Source organism: Pseudomonas sp. IPO3774, from assembly GCF_013386835.1.
GTDB lineage: Bacteria > Pseudomonadota > Gammaproteobacteria > Pseudomonadales > Pseudomonadaceae > Aquipseudomonas.
Genome location: NZ_JACAQY010000078.1, coordinates 1 through 23,098, shown reverse-complemented (window position 1 = coordinate 23,098; position 23,098 = coordinate 1). Strand labels below are relative to the sequence as shown.

The 23,098-nt window shown below is 50.5% G+C and carries 11 protein-coding genes and 3 pseudogenes; 11 read left to right on the top strand and 3 right to left on the bottom strand.

The genetic code is table 11. The features are described from left to right. The 4 genes from HYE77_RS32485 to HYE77_RS32265 form a co-directional block, all read left to right on the top strand. On the top strand, positions 1-219 hold a 219-nt coding region (locus HYE77_RS32485), incomplete at its 5' end, for a hypothetical protein (protein WP_218174628.1). A 194-nt stretch (positions 220-413) separates the two neighbouring features. Continuing rightward, entirely contained in the window at positions 414-6,770 is a 6,357-nt protein-coding gene (locus HYE77_RS32275; RefSeq protein WP_177070591.1) for a hypothetical protein, read from the top strand. A gap of 917 nt (positions 6,771-7,687) precedes the next feature. Beyond that, positions 7,688-8,779 carry an IS630 family transposase gene (locus HYE77_RS32270; RefSeq protein ID WP_177070589.1) on the top strand — a complete coding sequence of 364 codons (1,092 nt, stop codon included), beginning with the start codon at positions 7,688-7,690 and terminating at the stop codon, positions 8,777-8,779. 1,111 nt (positions 8,780-9,890) lie between these two features. Further along, positions 9,891-10,538, top strand: a complete 648-nt coding sequence (locus HYE77_RS32265) for a two component system response regulator (RefSeq protein ID WP_177070587.1) — start codon at positions 9,891-9,893, stop codon at positions 10,536-10,538. Positions 10,539-11,372: 834 nt separating this feature from the next. Here the strand turns inward: HYE77_RS32265 and HYE77_RS33100 are convergent. Together HYE77_RS33100 and HYE77_RS33095 are read right to left on the bottom strand one after the other, a co-directional pair. Further along, positions 11,373-11,732: pseudogene (locus tag HYE77_RS33100) on the bottom strand (integrase core domain-containing protein); the annotation flags it as partial. Between the two features lie 138 nt (positions 11,733-11,870). After that, positions 11,871-12,298, bottom strand: a pseudogene (locus HYE77_RS33095) (transposase); the annotation flags it as partial. Between the two features lie 245 nt (positions 12,299-12,543). On the opposite strand from HYE77_RS33095, the gene HYE77_RS32255 reads away from it, so the two are divergent. From HYE77_RS32255 to HYE77_RS32230, 7 genes and pseudogenes are all read left to right on the top strand, one after another. After that, positions 12,544-13,035, top strand: coding sequence for a CS1 type fimbrial major subunit (locus tag HYE77_RS32255; protein WP_177070585.1), 492 nt, complete (start codon positions 12,544-12,546; stop codon positions 13,033-13,035). A 147-nt stretch (positions 13,036-13,182) separates the two neighbouring features. Beyond that, positions 13,183-15,693, top strand: coding sequence for a TcfC E-set like domain-containing protein (locus HYE77_RS32250; protein ID WP_177070583.1), 2,511 nt, complete (start codon positions 13,183-13,185; stop codon positions 15,691-15,693). A 196-nt stretch (positions 15,694-15,889) separates the two neighbouring features. After that, a complete protein-coding gene (locus HYE77_RS32245; protein ID WP_177070581.1) occupies positions 15,890-16,630 on the top strand; it encodes a molecular chaperone in 741 nt (246 codons plus the stop codon). A gap of 12 nt (positions 16,631-16,642) precedes the next feature. Next, entirely contained in the window at positions 16,643-17,854 is a 1,212-nt protein-coding gene (locus tag HYE77_RS32240) for a hypothetical protein (RefSeq protein ID WP_177070579.1), read from the top strand. 219 nt (positions 17,855-18,073) lie between these two features. Further along, positions 18,074-18,183 (top strand): annotated as a pseudogene (locus HYE77_RS33090) (IS5/IS1182 family transposase); the annotation flags it as partial. 278 nt (positions 18,184-18,461) lie between these two features. Then, on the top strand, positions 18,462-19,157 hold the full coding sequence (locus HYE77_RS32235) for a response regulator transcription factor (protein WP_177070577.1): 696 nt from the start codon (positions 18,462-18,464) through the stop codon (positions 19,155-19,157). 1 nt (position 19,158) lies between these two features. Next, positions 19,159-21,546 carry an ATP-binding protein gene (locus HYE77_RS32230; protein ID WP_177070575.1) on the top strand — a complete coding sequence of 796 codons (2,388 nt, stop codon included), beginning with the start codon at positions 19,159-19,161 and terminating at the stop codon, positions 21,544-21,546. A 29-nt stretch (positions 21,547-21,575) separates the two neighbouring features. Here HYE77_RS32230 and HYE77_RS32225 read toward each other — a convergent pair whose 3' ends face one another. Beyond that, entirely contained in the window at positions 21,576-22,787 is a 1,212-nt protein-coding gene (locus HYE77_RS32225; RefSeq protein WP_177070573.1) for an EAL domain-containing protein, read from the bottom strand. Between the last annotated feature and the right edge of the window lie 311 nt (positions 22,788-23,098).

Below are 23,098 nucleotides of genomic sequence, written 5' to 3'. Positions count from 1 at the left end.
ACTTGGTCCTTGAGACCGCCGTTCCTAGAGAAGAGCGGCAAGCTGAAGGCCTATGTCCGTTTGTGTATCTATTCTGCCTTTTTCCTGAGCGACTTCTCTGCTGAAGACATAAATTCAGAATACACCCGGCCTTCACTGGGAGGGCTTCCAAAAGTGCTCTATAACCCACTGTTGACGGGCTCGAGAGTGGTGGAGCGGGGGCACGAAGTGCTGTCATGATTTGGATCAAGGGCTCTGCAAGTTGACCGCATTGGCCAACCGGGAGTTTTCATTCGAAAGTGTGCTGAGTGGTGGGAAACATCAGGTGTTAACCTGATGTTGCCTCTGATGATTTTTATGAAAAATGTGAAGTTAAAGCTAAATGTAATAATTCAATTTTATTATATTAATCTCACTCATAAAGGGGCAATTTAATGCCGGAGATCAAGCTTCATCACTCAACTCCTCAGTGGCAAAGCAACAATAAAGACACTTTCTCGAAGCCATCCGCAGCGCCGGAAAAATGGTCGGAGCATCAAGTTTCAATAGAGAAGTTGCGTTATTTGACCGACTGGGATTCCTCCACTACCGCTTTATTCAAAATGATTTCGGCAGAACTTTATGCCGATGACGCATCAGCGCTGGATTATGTGGCGAATCACGATTGGTCTCAGGGCTTGCGTCATGATGCGCCGGAAATCCTACGCGAGATGGCGCGCACCATTGCTGACAAGTTAGAGCATCACCCCGTCGATTATCAGCACATTGTTGCTAGTGTTACTGGCACAGCAAAAAAAGCTCTCTCGATAGACTCATCGGCGTCGGAGAGAATGCTGGCCGATATATGCGATAACATCATCAAACGGGTAATCGCAGAGCTGCTTATAGATGCAATACCACTACCTGAACTGCGCTCTGTCAAGGATTTGGTCACAGAATTACGCTGCATTTATGACGGCAACTACACTCGGCAGGGACAGTTGAGAGAACTAGGGGACGCATTAGCAGCTTTCGAGCGAAAGCTCAATAATAGTCAGATGCTTTCATCGGAAAACCATAATTATAAACAGTTGAAAGACTATCTTGCTGCGGTAACTCCGTGGCTAAGAGACGTGAGCAACACTTGGCAGTCAATAGAACTTGACATGTCAATATTGGAGGACACTCCGTCCCTTTTAGGGAAAACTCAGCAAGTGATGGCGCTCACCGAACGCTTATTGGCCGCACCACAGCTAAGATCCGTCTCAGACGACGCGACGCTATCTGCTTTTCGCCAAAGCCTGAGTTCCATCCGGCAAACATTGGGGCAGGTACAGCTTTATCAGGCACTACCTGAAACCGCCAGCGTGGCAGATTATCTCGGCATTTTGGCCGACAATCCACTGGTCACGAAGATCATTAACGAACAGACGTTGAGGCTGGGACAAACCCTCGCCCAGATCCCCACAAATCGGCCTTACCCCGCCAATGAAGGGTTTGAGATGCAGCTTGACTGGCTGGTTACCACGCTGGCCGATCCTGCCCTACGCCAGCAGATGCAACCCCATCTGGAAATGTTGTTGGGCAGCCAATCGCTGGCCGACCAACTTTTTGCCCTGTGCCAGTTTACGGATCAGATGCGCCACTGTCCGCTAGACGGCTCTTTGAGCGAGCAAGGGCTATGGTTGGTCGACATGCTGGGAACACAGAAAGCCGCGATACCGCTGCTTGCCGGCGCGCAAAAATTTCAGGCAGTGCTAGGCGGCGACGGCAAGTCGCTCGCACTACTGGAGGGCATGCTATCGTCGAAACCCGATGCATGGGCAAGCATGATAAGCGAATTTGGCAAGATAGCAGCGCCGGACTTAGGTCGCTGGGCGCTCCAGCATGCCGGCGCTAGCCTTTTGCCGCCTCTCGTGGTTCGGGAACTGGAAAGCTTTGCCCGGCAGTGCTCCTGGAGCGAAAATGTGAGCAGTCTGCTGCAACGAAGTGCAACCTCCGCGTGGAATATCGGCAAACCCTATCTGATAGGAGAGATGGTGGCAGATCCTTTGGCCGCAACCACCGTGCAGTATGCTGAAACATTACAGGCTCGCACTGATTTTGCGGGGATACTGGAATGGTTTGTTGCCCACGACCAAAGCCAGAACAAAGCCCTGCAGAATGTTTATGGTCAATATCTCAATGCGTTGTTAATGTGGCAAGTCTACCAAGCAGTCAACAATCAGGACACTGATGAAGCGGAGGGCGCACTACGAAAATTAGCGGCAATACTTAAAGATTATCAAGTAGTGCAAAACTATCCGCAGCTTGAAAAGTTTATCGATGTCCTGCCGCTGTTCCCGGCGCTAAAGGAAGCACAGCAGCAGCTCGGCTCCTTGCCGACGACCGACTCCTGGCTGGCTTGGGGAAAACAGTCTCTGAGCGCCCTGGCGGGTAGCGATAATCCAAAGTTGCAAGAACTGGGGGAACGTCTCGCGCGGCGGGTAGAAAACTGGACGGCCGATGCTGTCATATCCCTCTGTCATACCCTAGTAGAGCAGCCCCTCGGACTGCTCCCAGGCGCGGCGGCAGCGCCTTCGCCGTCCCAGGAGCTGACAGATTCCAGAACCAACCTTGAAACCGGACAGTCCGGCGTTGGCATCAACCCAAAGCTGGCCGCCGGGATCAGCCTTGAGGTGTTGGGGATCGCGGCTATCGCCTATGGGCTGTGGCAGATGCGCCATACTCAGGAGGCGCCTGCGCCAGAGCTCAACGGGACCGAGATGGAACTGCTGGGAGCATCTAAGCACCTCCCGGATGATAGGGATAACGTTCCTGCTTCGGAGCAAAGCACGATGTTGCCCATCATTGAGGCTGCAAAGGTGGCAACTCCCACCGATAAAACCTCCCGGTTAGCGGGCCAGATCCCGCTCGTACTGGGCATTGCCTCTGCCGTGACGGGGCTCGCCTGTCTCGCAAGCTGGTATCGAGGGAACGGGGCCGGGAGCGACGCGGCATATGTGCCACTAATAACTCTTTTGCAGAATAATCAACACAGTGTCGAGTTTGGCGCGACAGGCACGCTACAGGTTATTTCGACCGAGCAGGCAATAAGGCAGGCGATGGCGAAGTATCCAGAAGACTTGCATAATCCAGCCCTGCTTAATTCGGTTGCTGCCATTTTAAAGTCCGACAGCGTTTTTCTGGAAGCGTCAGCACTTGTACGCGGATCCAGTTATATAGCCTTGCCTGACGACACTGCTTCAACTTCAGAACCCTTTGTAATGCCGGACAGCTCACCATGGAATGTCATAATTACACAGCGGAGCAAACGGAGCATCGACGAAAGCGTAGGCAGTCATATCCAGGGAAGAGTACCGCCAGGCCAAAATGTAGAAGCACTGCCTAGGGCAGCCGCTCTGCAAAGCGCAACCGGAAGTATTAATACCGAGAGGCTAACAGATGCCGACCGTCAGACCGCCCAGAGTGTGGTTGACCAGCTTACCAAGAGTCCACCGGACGATCCGCAGGATAAAGTGCTATTCAATAGCGGCCTAGTGAAAGCACTCGAGCAACAAGGTAAGTTTGATATTCCTGACGATAAGGAACTGGCCTGGCTGGCGCTTTTCCAGGAGTATCAGACTGCCCTCGAACAGTTGCCGCATCCGGATGATGATGGGGTAGACCCTGCACGTACTGCCGAACTACGCAATAGGGTCGTGCGAACGCACTTTGAACTGGCGCGTCTGGATTCAGTGATAAACAACAAGATTAGCGAGCAAAATGCGTATGTGACCGGAGCGCGGATTATCCAGGAGGCTAAGAATAACAGCGCCGAGATTAAAATGAGCACCTTGATATTCAAGGCTTCGGGGGCGGTGATTGGTGATTCAAACTGGAATCTTGAGGTAAATATTCCCAACGTTCTCGTAATTGAGGAGAAGCCCGATCACAGCAACCCATTAAAGGGTGGAGTTGTTCTATATGATAGCAACGGCTCCTGGTCCTATCACCCTAATAAAGCGGCAATGGAGCAGTATATTTCACTTCATGATTTAAAGAACAACACGATGAATGCGAATGGTCAAAGCTATTCCCTATTGCCGTCCATCACCTCCGCGACACCGGGAAAAGACCGAGTCAATTTACAACGGTATTTGACGGTAATAAGCAATGGAGTCAACACTAAAGGGATGAATGGGATCGAGACGGTCCCCATCAAGGGAGCTAATTTTGAAGAAAAATTCAGTGCCTTTGCCGCAAAAGTGTTCCCGACGCAGGCTGTCACCAGCAACATCACGCAGCTAGCGCAGCAGGCTGATGAGGCAGGGAAAGCGCTGGCAGATATTTTCACTAAAGACAACATCGCCTACGAGAACTTCCTCAACAAAACGGTAATGGATGGTTTTAAAGAAATACTCTCTCAAAAAGGAATTGATATCAATGAAGCAAACTTAAAAATAGAAGATTTTGAGATTGAAATTAATGGTGTGCGGGGAAGCCCCGTAGAATGGGTGCATAATCAATATCGTACACGCGGACAAAGTGAGCCCGTCAGTTCAGATAACCCGTTTGTAAGCCAGAACCACATTCCTGGCAGGGTTGTTCATATGATTGGCAATGTGGCCAAATCCTTCTGGGATATTTTTACCAAGGAGAACAACGACAACCCGACCGCAGGAGGTGTCCGCTTTACCCGTGTCCCCGAAGGATTAATCTCGGGCGAAACCAATTCCCAGACTATTGATGAACTAAACAGGAACATGGAGGTACTGGGTAGCACCGTCGCATATTTCCGCCGAACCTATGCTGGGGATATGTACGCGGATTATCTGCAGAACCTCCACATGCAACCCAATTCAGAATTCAATCTATCATGGGTAGAGTCAACCACGCTGAATATGAAATATGCGACTCAACAGGTAAAAGACGCACTGTACATTACACCAAAACAGGAAGAGCGCATCAGCGCCGCGATTGAGCGTGCCGCGGGTGGTCGTGGGATTCCTCAATTCCCATTAGATAGACTAGGCACTTTCGAGTTGCGTTCCGGCTCCGGACAATCTGTAGATATCCCGGGGCTGCTCACAATTAGCTTGTCCGGATCAACGGAAAAATTTGTTTACATTCCAGGCGCTCCTTATGGACAGAGTCTGTACAACGAATCACATTTCTTATCCATGTTGAAGTTTGATTCCTCGCTGAAAAATATTATTGAGGCAAGGGCAAGAAGTATTGACGAAACCCGCATTAAAGAGCTATTTCGTGACAATGCGACGCTACGCATTACTTCTACGCAGCTCGGAAATTTGCAAGCACCAGGCACAAACGATCTTTCAAAAATGGCTGCCACTCAGCTAGATGGTCTTATCAAAGATGTTAGGGCGGCGACGACCAGCAGAGACGAGGTGATTAAGGGGATTATTGGAAAAGTGGTGAATTATTTCTCCGCCGCAGCGTGTATGGGTAGCTCCGGGGTTTTCGTCGCGGCATGCGGGGTCGCAACAGGTGCGCTGATAGGGGAAAGTCTAAAAGATATTGTTAAAGATATGCAAAGTGGCGATACCGATAGCGCTCTATTAAAAGCCTGGCTACTACCATTGGAGGCGGGCGATACGCTACCAGCACTCGGGTTGCTGATAAAAGGGATCGGTCACTCCGCTAAAGCATTGTCACTAACCCTAGGCAAACCAATCTCGACAGTCGCCGACGCGACAGAAGCCATCCAGACGGTCATATCCTGGAATAAGCGCATCCTGCCAGATGGAGGTCTGAACCCCGCAATGGCGTATAAAAACTTGGACTTCGGAAATGCCTCACGTCTTGATTCGCTCCCTGGTGTGGCCGGGGAAATCTTCCAGATGGATGGAAAAAACTGGGTGAGAGAGGGCGCGAATAGCTATGAAGTTACCGTTTCGTCGGGGAGGAACGTGCGACTGGATGACGGCAAAGGTCCGCTAATCGCCTTCCGAAATGGGAAATGGCAGTTAGATAGCGCCGTGTTAAGTGGCGGTGGAAAGGATACCAAACGACTGGTTTTGCCCAAGATGGCCGCGATCGAATGGCCGGCAGATACGCAGAAGATCCTGACTTCGAAATTCTGGAATGATCGGATAGGTAATTATCGGACAGGTTACGAACAAAATAAGAAATTTTGGGATAGTTACTTTCCTGCGAAAGCGCCAGTTCCCGAGCCGCGTCGACTGATTCAGGTGCAAGAGATATCGAAAGAGACACTCGAGAAAATCGAAGCCGCTGGCTCGGGGCTAGGTCCGGACTATAGTCCTCTCGTTCTATATCGAACCGCACCTAAGAGCGAGGCCGATAACGTTGTACTTTGGAGTACAAAGAGAGCCGAGTCGGAGAGCTTCATTCGAGACTGGAAACCTAATTCGGAATCGACCCGTAGTGAGGCCGTGCAGTTCAACGAGAGCGTTAACCAGCAAGTGACAGAGCGGGAGTTGAAAGAACCGGTCATCATGCCAATCATGAGTCATTTAGGTGATTTTGACCAGGCAAAAAGATACAACGGGGTAATGCTCAAGATCACCTTGAAGCCAGGTGCAGAGCGTGTAATGTTTCATCCGGATTACATGGCTGTGGGCCCCAACGGAACACATCATCAAGGTATTGCGTTGAGTCAAGGTGATACAAACTACTTTCCGAAAGCGGACCGTAGTGAGGGCGCGCTTGGTGGATATATCGGTATTAAGTCGGAAGACAAAGGGGATTTCAGTTTGAGTCTCGGCGGAGACGTCAAGAAGGGAGTGGCAAAGGAAGGGACGGCTGCCCTATTCCAACTTTTCGTCGACAAAGTAGAGCTTGTGTAAGCATCCTACTGACGTTGCAAGTCAATGAATTGCTAGCGCACCAATTTGTTTAAGCAGCGGAGAGGGATCTCGGGACGATCTCGATCCATTCTGGCCGCGCGGTGAATCGCGCGGCGAGTCGCTTTCTTTAGAGCGACGCAAACAGCAGGTACTGCGCAAAACGTCTATGCGTCTACTTCTGTATGTAAGAGGGAAACTTCTAAGGGGCACTTTTTGGCGGATTTTCTAGGTACATATGTTAATCAAGTACAGTAAGAGAATTGAGACTGATTCTGAGTGGTAGAGACCAAAGCCAAATGTATTCACGTCGCGCCCACGAGTAACCAGTAATGTTAAGGGGATGAATAGGCTGGTTAAGAAGAAAATCAAAAATCATGATTGTTGGCGCTGATTTAAAACTGACCCACCGGGTTGCGGACAAAAACTTGGACTGTTATGCCGCGAAGCCCAGGCTTTCACGATACTCAATGGGACTGAGCGCGCCGCGGGAAATTTTTTACGGTTTTCGTTTTACCAGCGAATGTGCCTGAAGCGCTGGAGCAGATCCGAGTGGCACTGTCGATTGAGCCCATAATTGCGCCAGCCTCAAGCCTTGACACGGGTGATGCTGTGCAATTGCAGGGGCGGCTACCTTAGAAGTGTATTTGTGAGGTCTGCTCTCCTAGCTGGTTTAGTTTGGTCTCTTTCATTTGTCTTGTAATTTTTACCAGACTATTCCGAATAGCCGTGGCAGAAGCCCCTTCACCGACATCACTCCTTGGGCCGGAGCAAATGATCGCCCGCCGTTCAGTATCAAAAACGCAGCGAAATATCAAACAATAGTGGGTCGTACGACGCGCTAGTGGACTGAGCGGTTAATTCATTTATCTAATGGTAACGATATACTGTGCGTCCAATGTCATGGATTGGTTATACGCATGGCCCGACCGACTTCCCCCTTCGCTTTAATGCCTTCCGATCTCATCGCCTTGCAAGGTTGGTTGCGTATGAGTACGCTGGAACAGAGCCTCGCCCAGAGAGCGCGCATCCTGCTTCTACTGGCTGACGGATTGACGCCCAAGGCCGTCAGCGAGCAGTTGCAGGTCACGCCGCCGACGGTATTCAAGTGGCGAAAACGTTATCTAGAGGCGGGAATCGAAGGGTTGAGCGATCTGCCGCGCAGCGGCCAGCCACTCAAACTTGGGCCCGATAAAATCAACGAAATCCTGACACTGACCACCCGGCGTGTACCCCAGGAAGCCACTCACTGGAGCGTCCGTTTGATGGCCAAGTATGCGCGGGTTACCGCGTGGCAGGTGCGGCAGGTCTGGGCCGCTTCCGACCTCAAACCCCATCGTCTGAAGACCTTCAAAATCAGCAACGATCCTCATTTCGCCGACAAGGTAGTCGACGTGGTCGGGCTCTATCTGAACCCACCGGATAACGCCCTGGTGTTGTCGGTTGACGAGAAAACCCAGATCCAGGCGTTGGATCGCACCCAACCGATGCTGCCGCTACGCCCAGGTCAAGTTGAGCGTCGGACCCATGATTACAAGCGCCATGGTACGGCGAGTCTGTACGCGGCTTTCGACATCCTGACCGGCCAAGTAATCGGACGGATTACCCAGCGCCATCGAGCCAAGGAGTTTCTGGCTTTTCTTCAACAGATTGAACGCAGCACGCCAGCCGGACTGGATCTGCATGTGATTCTAGATAACAGTTCGACCCACAAAACGGCTGCAATCAAGCAGTGGCTGGAAAAGCATCCGCGTTTCAAATTGCACTTCACACCAACCAGCGCGTCTTGGCTGAACGCCGTGGAAGGCTGGTTTGCACAACTGGAAAGACGAGCGCTATACCGGGGTGCCTTCACCAGCGTCGCCGACCTAAAAGTCGCTATCCGCCAATTTATCGAGGCTCACAATGAGCATTCAGCCAAGCCGTTCAAGTGGAATAAAACGGCTGAGGCCATCATTAGCTCGGTACATAAAGCGAAGCTGAGCGTGATAAAAAATAAATTAATGGATTAACCGCTCAGGCCACTAGCGCCTTCAAATTTCAGGAGTTTTAGGACTATTCCTAAGGCGCTAAAACTTCTCGCTCTGCCATCCTGCGTCACCGACTAAACATCTGATCAATCACGTTATGATCCCAATCTGTGACATTAAAAGGCCATAAGTCATGAGTTCGTATTGCAAGCGTACCTACGAAAAATTTTAGTTTCGACTATTCAGAGCACCGAAAACTAATCATATTTCCGTCACATAACGAATAACAAGAAATAGACAAAAATGAATCTATATAAATTATGTCCAGCCCTGGGAAAGCCAAAAACACTCACAGGGCAGAAAGACTTTCATAACACCTCATGCGAAGGCATCAAGTCAGAATCAGCTATTGACTCTACGCGAAGCTCTGATGCACAGATCAATACTGCACACACTTTAAAAATAGAAGCCTCACGCATTAACCGCGTCGGATCTTTTTCTTTTTGCGCTAATACAATTATTCACTCCTTTATTTCATTGAAATTCGAATGCCTTTCTAATAAGTCCTATGAAAACAAAACTACTGAGCTTTACACCAAACTCTTCTGCAGTCAAAGGCGCCTAAGACCCCATGCGTCCGCCAATCACCTGCACCTGGCCTGTAATACGAAAGGTCATTTGCTTTCTGTCTACCGACCCAGTGACTCAGAAAGCTTCTCTTTTCTTGTAAACACACTTCTGAAAAAACTCTCTATCATCCTGTTGCCTACTGTAGGTAACCACCTCGCGTTGACAATGCCGACTCACTTTCCTCATTGCTGCTTCGAGATCAAAAATGAGTTGCCAGTAATTGATGCTTAAGCCCTACGCCATCGATTCACTAAGCGTTACAGAACTCAAAGCTAAAACTATCGTCTCTGGACATCAGAGATTGTGTTGATCTTCCAGCGGAACGCACCGCTGTGAAACCAGCCAACCAGTTAAATCTTAAGAGTGAGCACGATTGAAAGTTGCTTGGAGCCTGCCAAGGTTAAAATAAAAATAGAAGGCCGTAATTCGCCAGCTCTCTGGAAATATTTTAGAGGCCCTGAGCAGCAGTTCAAGGCAATCCTCACGACTCAAGCTTAAAACTAAAAGGTCGTTCAAATAAAACATGCCAAAAGAACAATACAAAGTGCTTATTGTAGATGATCACATTTTTTCAAGCAGCGGTGTTTCCCAACTACTATCATCCACATCAAAATACGAAGTATCAGAAGAACGCATCAATGACGGCCTACAAGTGTACGCCGCCTGCGGACGCATTCAGCCAGACATCATCATACTGGACCTTGGGCTGCCGGGGATGGATGGTATCGACATAATCCATCAAATTAAAAAGCGCTGGCCGGAAATCATCTTTGTTGTATTGACGGCAAACACCCATGAGCATCGAGCCACCGAGGCGCGCAAAGCCGGCGCCTCTGGATATGTGCTCAAAAAAAGTCCTCAAAGCGCCTTATTGTCAACGCTGGAGATAGCGATTTCCGGAAAAATATGCTTCGATCAAAACTTAAATCATGCTCAAATTTTTGACATCAATAAAGAGCCGATTCTGGAGAATCAGTCACTCACCGCACGTGAGCGCCAAACACTAAAACTGATTGCAGAAGGGAATCGCAACAGAGATATTGCAGAAAAACTCAGCATCTCTATAAAAACTGTAGAGACGCATCGACTGAATCTTATGCGAAAGCTGAACGCCCACTGTATCGCCGACCTAGTAAACCTGGCAACCCGCATCGGCCTCACCTCCGATTAATACAGTTAAAACATTGCTATTATAATAAAATAGTCAACACCAATGCCGACTTATTAGATTTTTTTATGCGAATATCAGCAAGCAAGTCGGAATTATTATGGGCCGAAATTAGCTTATTCGACTATATCTCTCTTGCCTGTAATAATACCACCAAAGGGCTAAAACTCCCCGGAATGAAAATTGCTCAATACATCGCATGCATCCTTAGTCAAAGAAAGAACCAGCACAACCCGAACAGTAAGCGTCTCAACATCGTTTGGCTTGCCCCTCCGAGATTGCTCTCAGCTTGGCTGCGACTGTTTTCTGCCAGTCAGAGTTCCCTCCCACCTTTAGCTATTCGGAGCTTGTTGCATAAAGCGTTAAGCATTGACAATGCTACTTTTGCACCACCGGATCACTCACGTCCTTGAGTAGATTGCCAAGCTTTTCTGCGCTTCTTGGAACACGCACGGGGAAAATCGCATCATGATGCCCGCTTATTCTGACCAAGCAGCTTGCCCCAGAGATCATGATTCTTACAATGTTTCGGCCTGCTTCATTGAGCGCGCTATTTTGCGGCTGAACACTGAGCTAATCAAAGAGGCGCTATAAAACTAGTCGACAGTTCTCAATGACCGTCAGTTACGCGCAATCGACGAGGGAGTGCACCTGCGCCCTGTATATCAGTAAACATTAATGTGGACAGGCACCCCCTCTTCACGAGCACCGGTTGCGATAGGGCCAGCTATTCGCACCCTCCACATAGACATGTACGAACAGCATCGCTCCCTGAAAGGGGGGAGGGGGGCAGCCTTTCGTGGACTTGCCCCTACAAAACTGGACACCAACTCCCTGTTAAATGGATGCCGCCGCCAAGCGCCTGAGCTCCCTCGGCGAGCGATATTTCAAAGCGCTGCGCGGATGCTGCTCGTTGTAATGTTCGAAAGCAATTGCCAGGTTGCGCAGCGCTGTTTCCCGATCCGGCTTGGGCATATGCGCCACCTAGTCACGCTTGATCGTTTTCACGAAGCTCTCGGCCATGCCGTTGCTCTGCGGGCTGCGTAACGGGGCGGTCACCGGCTGCAAACCGATTTGTCGAGCAAGCAGGCGTGTCTGTTCGGCGGTGTACGCCGAGCCGTTATCGCTTAGCCATTGCACTGGCGTGCCGGGCAGTTGATCGCAAAAGCGCTTCTCCACGCTTTCCAGCATCAAGTCACGGATATCGTCAGATACGACGATAGCCATAGCCGGGGAACTCGCTGACTTGTTGCTGAGTTTCGAGCACCAGATCGACATCGTTCACAGGCATACTTCGCCGTACTTTGGGCGATGCCGATCGCTAGATTCGAACCGTTAATTGCGAGCGCGCTATACCGAGACATTCGCTGACCAGTTTACTGGTCGCCCCCCCGGCAACAAGGGTGAGTGTGCAATCCATTTTCGCGACCGGGCGATCTCCGCGGCCTCTTTGAGGGTTTCTGCTTCCATCGTTTTCTTGCCCAGCATCCGTTGCAGTTCACGGATCTGCTTGAGCGCATCACTTAGTTCAGACGCAGGCACCACCGCTTCACCGGCACTGACCGCCCACAGGCTGCCGTCCTGATAAAGCTGCGCCACAGGAATAGCTGATTGGCATTAATGCCGTTGCGCCGAGCCACCACCGAAACGCTTTGCCCTGGCTCGAGACTCTGGCGAACCATGGCCAGCTTTTGCTCTGGGCTCCAGCGGCGACGCAGCTCCTGGCCCAAAAGCTCCCCGCTCTTATCGTTGCTGCTAATCATAAACATAACCGTTTGCCTATTCCTTATCGTAAAGGGGAAGCGGTGTCCTCTCTTTCATGGGGCTCGTTAACACCACTCAAAGCCCCGTCCATGAATCTAGGAGTAATCCGATTTAACGTTTTAGCGTCCGCCTCTACAGTGTGGTCATTCGCTGCACGGCACGACCAAATGGTTAAACCGTAACGCACGAATGTTTGAAGATCTAAGGCACTGACTAAACTTAAACTTCCGTGGATACCGCTAAAATGACTTTCTTGAAAAAAACCACTCTTGCTTCTATGGCTTTCGCCACCGTATTGGCTTCCGTACAAGCCGTTGCTAACCCGACACCTCATACTATTCAACTTCAGGCCATTGTTCCTACTAGTACTTTCCATGTACTGCCGGAAGGGGACTGGATTGGATTTCCACAAGTAATGCGTTACAACCTCATCACCAAGGATCTCTCCCCGGTGGTTAAGCAGTTTAACGTTAAGAATACATTAGGCGCGATCGACGCTAAACTTGTTAACGATGTACAGCTGGTTGCTGGCAGTAACTCCATTCCGCTTACTGTTAAATTCAATGGCGTGGCTCTTACTACTACAGCGCAAACCGTTGTCACAGCCCCGGAGGCGTCGCCGGGCAGACTTGTCAGCCTAGAAATCATTCCGGTCAAGCCGTCAACTGGTGACTATATCGCTGGCGACTACGCTGCTAGCGTACACCTGATGTTTGATGCTGTAGTAACACCATAAATAACTTCACCATCTCCTTTGCGTACCAAGGCCTCGGTGCCGGTAGGTGCGCTCTGTCTGATTCAAACCCCATGACCACTTGATCTTCTGGCGGACGCCCCATCGTCCGCCGGAAGTCTTTCTTCGTCAAAATTTCGGTGGCCTACCATGTTTCGGTTTTCCTGTTTGCCTGTTGCGATTACTTTGGCTTTCTGCGTTGGGGCCTCTACCGCTTCATTCGCGACGCCATCAACGCATCTCAGTCTGCTGTCTCAGGCCGAAGGGTTACCGAAAGAATTCCACGAGCATTTCTTTGACGTACCGCTGGCCGTTCGGATTTTGCTTGATCGTCAGGTACTGGGGGAAGCCATGGTGGTTTTATCCCGTGATGAGCGCGTAACCCTAATTGAATTTAGCGATACTCATGGCAGTGATATAAGTGCCGCCGAGCGTGAAACCTGGCAAGCTCTGTTGCAAAAAGGCATTGCCTTAGGCCCTTGCGAGAGTCAATGCGCTGACGGGTTGGTGGCCGTGCATTACAGCCTGGAAAACTCAGAGCTGTCGCTGCTAAGTAATAATGCCGAGCGCGATATCACTGTCACGGAACATCATGCTCAGCCGGAAAACGGCAGCACCGGTTTAATGTTGCGTAATCAATTGAATCTATCTGGTGGACAGACACAGGACCTCTCCGGTCGTTATGGCTTGCAGGCTATTGCCAGTTTGGGCAATTGGACTCAAACCTTTAACGGCCAACTGAACAAAAACGGTGGTGCTGACGCCGGGATTCAGTACTCAGTTTACGAGTTGCACACCCAGAAAGAATGGCAAAGCAACTTTCTGCGTATCGGCTACTTCACCCCCGACTCCATTGGTTTGAGTCGTCAGCCACGCTCTTTCGGCAGCAGCCCCGACACGGCTTTGGGTCTGATGGTGGGGAGTTCTGACAGCCTCGCCAAAGACGGCGCCAAGCCGTCGGTGTACCCAATCTACGTCACCGCCAATCGTGAAGCCACGGTAGAAATCTATCGAAACGGCGCCTTGATCAATACTCAATCCGTGGCTCCTGGTTTGCAGGCCTTGGATACCCGACCGTTACCCGGTGGTATCTACGACATTGAAGTGCGCTTGATTGAGGACGGCAGCATCACCTCACGCACTGACGAGTTGGTGTACAAACCCAATAATTGGAGTAATACAAATCAACGTTGGCGCTACAACGCGTTTTTCGGGCGCGAAACTAAATTGCTAAGCAGCTGGAATAGCCAGGACGACGGCGACGCTACTGTCGGCGCAGCGGTCAACTATTTGCTGCATCCGCGTGCGGTGGTCGGTTTGTCGGCACGCCAGGTCAAGGGGCAAAATCAGTTGGGTACATCGCTGGACCTTGGCCTCGGTGCAAAATCAAGTCTCTACACCAGTGTTTATAAAGCCCAGGACCGTGGTGTCGGCATGGATGTGCAGGCCGTACACAGCTACGATTCAGGCAGCGTTATCCTGAGCCATAACCGCAGCTGGCTGGATAACCGCGATACCTGGGAAACCCTTATCGATGGCACTCGTGTTCGTCAGCGTAGTCCCTACAACGGCAATGTCAGCAACTCTTCACTTGGGGTCAACCACCGTTTAAGCTCGCAAAACAGTTTCAATGCCCGACTCTCTCATAGCGAGGGGCAAGTTGAAGGCGTGGGCCTGGATCTCGGCTGGATGCGCCGCGCCAAGCTGTTCGGGCACGACACCAACTGGACCTTTTCTGTGTTTGACCGTCCAGGTTCTGCCAGTAGCGGAAATCAGCGTAATCGCGGGGTTGATTTGAGCCTTAACCTGGCGCTGGGCAGCGAAGGCAAGCGCGTCACCGCCAGCGTCGGCTCCCGTGCCTCACGCAGCGGGCAAAATGATCGCAACGCCAGTGTGGGTTACCAGCAGGACATCAAAGCCGGACCGGTGCGCAGCATCAACGGTAACGTACAAACCGACACCTACGGTGTCGGCCTCAGCGGCTCGGCACAGTTCGAGACCGCCCTGGTCACCGGCGATGTCCAGATGCAACGTTCGTCTTACAACCAGGCACTGTCTGGCAGCGTGAACCTGAACAGCAACCTAGTGGTGGGCGGTAACAAGATGGTGTTGTCCGGTCAGCAGATTGGCAGCGAAGCAGGCATGATCATTGATGTTGAATCGGACCTGGATGAAATTGAATTGCGCGCCGATGATTTGAGTGGCGGTGGTGCTGTACTCCGCCCAGGTAGGAATGTGGTGCCCATCAGCGCTTATAAGGAAGGCGCTGTGCAGTTCGACTTTCAGGGCACTGACGCTCCCGCAGCCACTATTCAGCCCGCACGTGCTCGCTATCACCTGAATAAAGGCGGTGTGGCGTATCAGAAAGTGCGCGTAATGAAGACCTTGACCGTACTGGGGCGTCTGATCGATGCTCAAGGGCTGCCCCTCAAAGGGCACCATGTCATCAACCATGCCAGCCGTGGCGTGACCGAAGTGGACGGTTTCTTCTCCATGGAACTCAGTGCCAGCACGCCGACCCTGGAAGTGGTCCGCGATGAGCGTGTGATGTGCCAGTTTGTTCTGGACCCAAAAGCCTTGTCCACCGAAGGAGACGTGCTGATGGCGGGTGATTTGCGTTGTATCGAAGGCAGCACGGCCGGGAAACTGGCCAAAGGTTAAGCAAAAGAAAATTTCAAGGCATCACCTTAAAGACTGCCTGTGACGCTCTACATTCCTAGCCGATACTGCATCGGCTATTGCTATTTTTTTGAAATAAGAGCAATCCGATTACAGGCCAGGACTAACCCTACTAGTATCCATGAAGTGAAATGTCTACCAAACCAGCGACGTTCTTTTGACAGAGGCTCCTGCCACCATGAAAAAATTGTTATCCGCTCTGGTGTTGGCTGTATCCGCCACCGCCGCTCAGGCTGGACCGAGCATTAGTATTGGCACCGTTTACGATTATATGGACGGTGACAAAAGCACGTATCTCAAACGAGTGTTTAACGGCGGCGACAGCACGGCGTTTGTGCGAGTCAACATTTATGAAATGACCTTCGACGCAGCCGGCAACGCCACTGAAGCGCCTCTGGACAACCAAGACAACAACGTCGCACAGCGCAAAGGGCTGGTGGCCAGCCCTGCCCGACTGATCGTACCTGCAAAGGGGATGCAAGCCACACGCCTACTCTATATAGGGGAGCGTGATCGTGAACGCTATTATCGCGTTCGCTTTTTACCCGTCGTACCTGAAAAAGCAGACCAGTTCAACGTCACCGATGAAGAGCGCGATACCTATAAAGAATCGATGTCCGCCGGCGTGAATGTCATGACCGGCTATGGCGCGATCTTTTTTGTACGGCCGAAAAACACCCTATTTGATACAAAAATCCAGGACGGTCCCACTGAGTATCGAGTGGAGAATGCCGGAAACAGCACGATTGAACTGGACGAGTTCAAGGACTGCTCAGCTAAGAAAGAGAGCGATTGCCAGGCGACTAAAAAGCATCTTTTGCGGCCAGGAAAGGTGTTTAGTTTTGTCAAAGAATCGGGGCGAGTTTACCGATTTAATTTAATTGAAGGTAGTGTCTCAAAAAAAATAGAAGTTAAATAGTGAGTTCCGCATATGTATAACTACAAGTCCATATTTTTTAAGCCTTCGATCGTTTCAAGCTTCTTTTTGCTAGTAGGATCGTTAGTGTCAACACAAGCGCTCGCGGTCTCCGTAGATATTGCAGCCGAATTCGTTCCGGATGCGACGTCACCAGCGAACAATAGTTTCCTAAACACCACGCCAAACACTGGATTCTGTGCGAGACTGCCAATGGAGTGTAAGCGTGATAATCTATTTAGCATTCAATTTTCTGTAGAAACAAATGAGTTTGATCTTGAAGCCAATCACGCGGACCCTAGGCAAGGCGCAATGCTTAAAATATTTTCAGACTGGAAAGATGTAACAGTTCAAAATTCAAGCGGAAATACAGAAACTGTAAAATTTCGTATGGTTGCCTTCGGCGCTAGGTATCGTGCTCCAGAAGGTGCTTACGGCGGGGCGTGGGAGGGAGGTGATTGGAGGTACCCGGCTGGGCCATGCACATTTCTTGGCAACATATTAGGCAATCAATACCAGCTTACGTTTATGTGGCGGACTGTATCAGGTGCTGTTTGTAGCAAAAAAGCATTAGTTGACATAAATAGATTTAGTTTTACTGAATTAAATTTTGCCTATGAACTCATTGCTCCCGAACCATTAAATATGGGTGCAGGAGTGTATTTCGGAAGTGTTTCATACTCGCTGGGTCCTGGTCAGGATATTGATTTTGGCGATGTTCTGATTCCGACAGATTCCCTTTTGAATATTGATTTTACTCTTGGCGTTTCTCATATTTTTAATGTTCAGTTCCCTCCAGGCGCAGATCGTTTAACCTTGATCCCCGCCGGTGGTTGGCAGCAATGGTTACAGCACGGACGACGCCCCGAAAAGCTATTTGCCAATCAGTCCTTCCAGATTTGGTCCTCTACAATCTTTAAAATGAGTCTCCAGTGTCAGTACCCCGTAGGTAATTCGTGCGGCATTCAGAACGAAGATGGCGACTTAGTTCCAGTGGAAACTCGGGCAACGTTGCCTACTGGGGTCATGGAGTTGAGCGGGATGGCAGTGAATCGTCATCTACTTAGCAATAGCAACCCTAGCATTTTTCATCCCTCCCAGTATGTGGACAATGGCCGAGCCATGCTGCACTTCGAGGTAAGCCGGGACAGCGTAGCTCAGATGACTAACCATGCAGGAAGCCTCTATTCAGGCAATGTTACAGTAGTTTTTGACAGTGACATCTAGCGCCCTGGATTCACCGAACACCCAGCACTTTCCCCTTGCGCGGTGTTTAGGGAAACTCTGAACAAGTCCTCAATAGCGCGGAAATACAGCGCCATCACCTGACCCGAGCACTTCATGAGGTAAATGAGCTTTCCGACGTCGAATACACTGGCAAACTTAATCAAACTCGCCGCGAACGGTTTCTCGCCGAAATGGATCAGATCGTGCCTGGAGCTGTTTGCCGACGTTGAGTCGTGGCGGGTTCGCCACGTTCACGGCGCGGCGGCGAACGTAGCCGATGCTCCCCCAAGGTTGGCGAACTGCTGCATGGCGAGGAAAACGCAGTATATCGGTGCGCACGGGCCGCTACGCGAAAAATAGTGCCGAATGCCACGAGACTTTCAAATTGCCGCGTGGTTTCAGCAAGTTGGTAGGAGCATACTCAGCCCAAGACTTGCAGGCGAGTGCTCCGGTTTGTGTTCTTCCTATTTAGCTATAGTCTAAGCTTCCAAGCCACTGAGCCAACCGGTGTCAGCTGAAATGCGTAGGGACTAGGTGCTGTAAATTCAAGTATTTCACAGGGATTGTGTGACCGTTTCTTCATATTTTACGAGCTATGAGGTTGGAAATGTCCACTAAACATCCGATTCGTATTATGCTGTTGGATGACCACCCATTCATGCTGCATGGGCTTGAAGCGTGTCTGGGTACGGCCCACGACATCCAGATATTGGGAAGCTTTAGCACTAGCCAGTCGCTGATTCTCGCATTGAGCAGTCAACCTGTTGATCTTGTTCTGCTGGACTACTCACTAGGGCCGGATGAGGTCGATGGGCTGAATTTGGTCCGTGCTTTAAAAATCCGCTTCCCAGCGGTACGTTTGTTAGTGATTTCCGCTTTGCATAACCCAGCCACGGTAACGATGGTCATGCGCTGTGGTGCCGATGGTTTTATTGGTAAGGAAGTGGATACCAGCCAGCTGCCCGTAGCCGTACGTAAGGTTGCCTCCGGAAAACCTTATCTTTCCGACGGGATGACTGAACTGCTTTATGACCATGATATTTCAACGGACGACCATAAAGTGCCCTCCTTGAAAAGCGACATCAGCAGCGAGTCAATACTGACCAATAGTTCAAGTCTGACGGTTCGCGAGCACGAAGTATTGCGGTGCTGCCTGGATGGCTTATCTGTGACCCAGATTGCGGAAAAATTTTCGCGCAGTATTAAAACCATTAGTACTCAGAAGCAATCGGCCTTCAAGAAGCTCGGGTTACGCAGTGATAATGAATTATTCAAGATGCGCCACCAGTTGGACGGCCTCTAATATGCGCCGCGCTGTGGTGCTTATCATTGCAGTACTTACACAGGGAGTTGCTTACGCGAATCATATTCATGAGGCGCCGATATTTACTGCCGCTGAGCAGCAGTGGATTAATGCACATCCCGTGGTGCGTTATGCAATTGACCCCTATTGGCCAATGGAGTACTTAGAGGAAGGTGAACTTAAAGGCCTAACGCGTGACTACATCGACTATATATCTAGTATCAGCGGGCTACGCTTTCAGTTGATTCAGACTGAAAGTTGGTCAGATACATTGACCCTTATGAAAAAAAATCAGGTTGACTTGAGTACCGCAATTAACCGGAATTTATTTACTAAATCCGATCTCGGCGGCCTCATACTCTCTGACGAATACTTTGTTGGCTCAACCATAATCGTGACCCGCTCCGGGGACCCCGTAATGTTTTCCCCGAAAAAGCTCAATGGCAAGACCGTTGCTGTCAAAGGTGGCGGCGGGTACGAACGCTATTTAACTAAAAATTTCCCGGACATCGACTTATTACTGATTACGGATCCAGAGCAGGCACTGGAAGCACTTGCCGATGGGCGCGCTGATGCGGTCGTCGGATTAGATGTAGTACTTCAACCTATTATAACGCGCAAATTTCTCGGAACTTTACACTTGGCTGGCGTTATATCGGAGATGGCAGTTGTCAGTGTCATGGGCATTAACTCGTCCTCTCCTGAATTGGCGTCGATAATCAATAAGTCACTGGCCAGTATTACATCTGAGGCATCAGATATAATGTTTGATCGTTGGCTTGCGAAGACCAAATATGGTGCGCCATCTTGGGGAGCCATTCTTCGTTATTATTCAATAGAGCTTGCTGCAATACTATTATTCATCATTGCAATTATCTTATTGGCCAGCCGCGCCAAACGCGCCCAGAACACTGCGCAGCGTAGCGAGGCGGACAAGACCGCGTTTTTGGCGATGATGAGCCATGAAATTCGCACACCCATGAACGGCGTACTGTCATCGATCGAGCTATTACAAAGCACTGAACTCAATCCTTCTCAGCATGAACTGGCGACCTTAGCGAACGTATCGGCTCGTAACCTTTTGGAGATGCTTGACGACGTGCTGGATATCTCCAAGCTTGAAGCCAGAGGGGTTAGCATCGAATATATTCCCACCGACCTGTCTCAGCTAGCGCGAGGACTTGCCGACATTCACCGACTGGGCGCCCTGAATCGAAAAACCTCGTTGAACTTGAATATCGTCGGACTGGAAGAGGTATTGCTGCTGGTTGACCCGATAAGGATCCGGCAGATCATTTCGAACCTATTGTCCAACGCGGTCAAATTCACCCACAACGGCGAGGTAATACTGTCGCTGGAGTTTCACCCTTCAGGTCCGGATATCGGTCGTTTGAAAGTCCAGGTCAGCGACACCGGCATCGGTATCGATCAAGCACAGCAGGGGCGGTTATTCCAGGCGTTTGTCCAGGCAGACAACTCGATCACTCGACGCTACGGTGGTAGCGGGCTGGGCCTGTCGATATGCAAGCAACTGGTGGAACTGATGGGCGGACGGATCTACCTGGAGAGCGATCTGGGCAAGGGCACACAAGTTAGCTGCTGGCTGCACGTTCATTTTATTTATAAAGTTGCCTGCACAGAGTCACCGGCGCTTGAGCAGCAAGAAACCCCAACGACCGCCGCGACACAAAAGCAGGTGCTCGTTGTTGAGGATCACCCGATCAATCAAAGAACTATTGGATTGCAACTCACCGAACTGGGTTACCGCGCCCTGATCGTCGAAGACGGTGTGGCAGCCCTGGCCGCCATGCAGGAGTCACGCGACGATATCGCCATCGTACTGCTTGATTGTCACCTGCCCGATATGGACGGTTATGAGGTCGCTCGACGCATACGTCAGCAAGAAAACAACAGGTCTCTCGCGCACATGCCCATCATCGCGATTTCAGCCTCTACCGATGAGGCACATCAGCTGAAGTGTTTTGAGAGCGGCATAGACGGTAATCTGTCCAAGCCTTTGGGTTTGTCGAACCTCAAGCAACTGTTTGCTGTTTGGTTATTAGCGTCTGACCTTCCCGTACCGAGCGTTCAATCAACCGAGGACACATTGTCCTTGCATGATTTGTTCATCAAGACCAGTCGTGAGGACGCTGCGCTGTTACGCGATGCGTTTGAAACAGGCGACCTGGTCTGCGCACTTCATTATGCGCACCGCCTGCATGGCTCAGCACTGACCATCGGCGATAACGAACTCGCTACGTGGGCAAAAGAACTGGAAGACTCAGTACGAAACCCAGGAACGGTTGATCACAAATGGGCGCGTCGGCTGGAAATCATTGAAGCCGCACTGGATCGTTTATCCGAAAATACCGTGGTAGGAAAAACGTAGTCCCTGCCGTATGCCGGCGGCGGGGCCGTCTACTCAATATGTTCTTGTTCGCCCTGTCGAACATCCAGCCATGTCAATAAATCTTCGCCACTCATCGGGCGTGCATACCAATAACCCTGCCCCAGCGTACAACCGAGCTCCATGAGTTGAACTCGCTGCGCTGATGTTTCGATGCCCTCAACGACAACCGACATGCCAAGCGACGCCGCCAGCTCATGCGTATTACTGATAACTGCGCGACAACGGGGTTCCGTGTTCATCTGCTGGACAAATCGAGCGTCGATTTTGATTTCATTAAACGGAAGTTCGCATAAACGCTGCAACGATGAGTGTCCGCAGCCAAAGTCATCTATAGAAAGCTTGCAGCCGAGCATCCGCAACCTGAGCAAATTACCCAGCGTCGATGGGTTGATGTCTAGCGCATCGCTCTCAGTCAACTCAAAAGTAAACCCTGAACTGGGGAGGGTATGCTGGGCAATGGTTGAACCAATATAGGCATGCAAGTCACTGCGGGATAATAGTCCACTTTGCATATTTAATGAGAAGTTAATGAAATGCCCTTGGTTGCGAGCTCGTCTTTGCACCACCGCGCATTGATTCAGTTGCCGAAAAAAAAGCTCATCCATTAAATCGCAGCGTTCCAGCATAGGAATAAACGCTGAAGGTGCAATCAGTCCCCTCGAGGGATGAAGCCAGCGTGCCAGTACCTCAGCCCCAAAAACTTCACCCGTCTCGAGGTTAAACTTAGGTTGGAAGTATGGAGTAAACTCATTGGCCTCGAAGGCTCGACGAACCTCGGTCTCAGATTCTAACTTTATGCCTGACTGGCTCACTGACGGTGCTTGGTAGCAACTACGCGCATACTTGACCAGTAATCCTGCCATCTCACTTTTATCGCAAGGCTTTTCGATATCACCCAACAAATTTATGCCCAGAAGCGGAACGATTTTCTGTACTGAGCGCCGAAGCTCCGGTGCCAGCGTGCTGCTGATCACAACGGAGCGTACGAGCCCCGAGTTAGCTATTTGGTAGAGAAACTCAATGCCGTCCATGCCTTCCATTTGCAAATCACAAATGGCGATATCAACTGGCCCATGCTCTTTCAAAACTGCGATCGCTTGTGCACCCTCGCTGGCCTGGTAGATTTCAGTGCATCCTAGGTGACGCAATGTGGCGACTACAAATGCACGCTGAAACTCATGATCTTCGAGTACTAGAATTTTTAATGGGGGCATAGTCATATCGGCCAGCTCATGATGAAAGTCAGCTCAGTTTCACCAATCCTGAGAAAATCGCGTATCAGATAGCTCCTACTTTTTAGCGGTACTCACTCCATCGAACCCGCCGAGTCAAATACGCGCAGAGAAATTAGCGATGAAGGCGGAAGTGGGGGATTGCAGCCCCTCGGCAGAAAAGCCTCGAAGGCTTCTACACCCCAGGCTTTTGGCAACCGCTTAGGTACGTTGCGTAGCCATGCATAGGGCTCTTGGTCGTTTCGATCAAGATGTAGAGTAGAACACTGACCATTGTGCGTATGCGTCCGGGCATCACG